The sequence below is a fragment of the Bartonella sp. AA56HLJMS genome, from assembly GCF_042197145.1.
GTDB lineage: Bacteria > Pseudomonadota > Alphaproteobacteria > Rhizobiales > Rhizobiaceae > Bartonella.
In genome coordinates this window covers 1-1,389 of sequence record NZ_JBHIRL010000077.1, presented here as the reverse complement: position 1 = coordinate 1,389, position 1,389 = coordinate 1, and the positions used below count along the sequence as shown (strand labels likewise).

2 protein-coding genes and 1 pseudogene are annotated in these 1,389 nt (G+C 41.6%); all 3 read left to right on the top strand.

Annotated elements, in window-relative coordinates:
• Positions 1-438 (top strand): annotated as a pseudogene (locus tag ACFINI_RS09910) (phage baseplate assembly protein V); the annotation flags it as partial.
• A complete protein-coding gene (locus ACFINI_RS09905; protein ID WP_041581347.1) occupies positions 435-776 on the top strand; it encodes a GPW/gp25 family protein in 342 nt (113 codons plus the stop codon). The pseudogene ACFINI_RS09910 and the gene ACFINI_RS09905, both read left to right, overlap by 4 nt.
• The coding region (locus ACFINI_RS09900; RefSeq protein ID WP_375648035.1) for a baseplate J/gp47 family protein at positions 773-1,389 on the top strand (617 nt) is incomplete at its 3' end. The genes ACFINI_RS09905 and ACFINI_RS09900, both read left to right, overlap by 4 nt.

Below are 1,389 nucleotides of genomic sequence, written 5' to 3'. Positions count from 1 at the left end.
GGTTCACTTCATACAGATGCTAATCAAGCAGCCGATAAGGGCAGCATTCACCGAACGATATACCCTGATGGAACCAGCCTTGAATATGATGATGAACAAAACACTTATGGAATTCACATCAAATCCGGCGGAAAGTTTATTCTGACAATCGCTGATGGTGTGTCACTAAAAGGTGATGGTGGCAAGCTAGAGCTTACCGCACCGGAAGGCATAAAGATTGTTTCAGAAAGCGATATAAATTTAAACGCAAAAGGCAACATCTCTTTGAAGGCAGGTAGTAGCATTTCACTGAATTCGAATGATAGTCTCTCTCTTCATTCTGGGAATAATGTTTCCATTCACTCAAGTGGATTAAGACATAACGGCACCAATGTAGGAGCAACACATGTTCATGGCGGTGTTTATTCTGGTGGCGCGATGACTGGAGGTCCCAATTGAACAGTGGAATGGACCGTACAACAGGAAAGCCATTAACCGGCATTGATCATTTACGCCAATCAATTCTTGATATTTTGTCAACACGGATTGGTTCGCGTGTAATGCGGCGTGATTATGGTTCACGCGTTGCTGAACTCATTGATGCACCGGTTAATAATGCTTTTGCTGTTGCTCTTTATGCTGCTGTTGCTGAGGCTTTAGACAAGTGGGAACCGCGTTTTAAATTGAAAAAAATTGATTTTAAATGGAGTGAGGCTGGACAAGTTTCTTTGTCCTTTGAAGGCATTTATTTGCCATCCGGCAAGCCCATTACCATGGAAGGATTACTGATAAAATGAATGGAGTGCTTGCAAAACCAGACATCATCACAGAACTTTCTTTTGAAGAAATACGCGCTGCTGCTCTTGTCCATTTAAAAGAGCTTTTGCCTGAATATACCATTCTTGAAAGTGATCCGGCCGTAAAAGTCATAGAGGCTTTTAGCTATCGAGAGTTGCTTTTAAGACAGCGTATTAATGAGGCAGCACGCAATAATATTCTTGATTTTGCAATCGGTGAATCTCTTGATGCTTTGGGAAACTGGCATGGTATTGCCCGCATGGAAGAGGAAAGTGACGAGAGATATCGTGAACGCATACAGCTTCATGCCCGTGGAGGAAACGGAAGTGGAACAGAACCCTATTACAAGCTTATAGCCTTAACAGCCGATAGTCGAGTGAAAGATGCGATTATTTATCGTAAAGGCAAAAACCCAACCATCTATGTTGCTCTTTTTGGTAATAATGAAGAAGGAACAGCCTCTGAAGATCTCATACAAACAGTCTCAGAAGCTCTTCACAGAAAAAATATCATCATGACCAATGATACAATCATTGTTCACGCTGCTGTCAAAAAAGTGCTGGATTTAGAAGCAGATGTTTGGCTGTTACCAGAAACATCTTTGAAAATTCT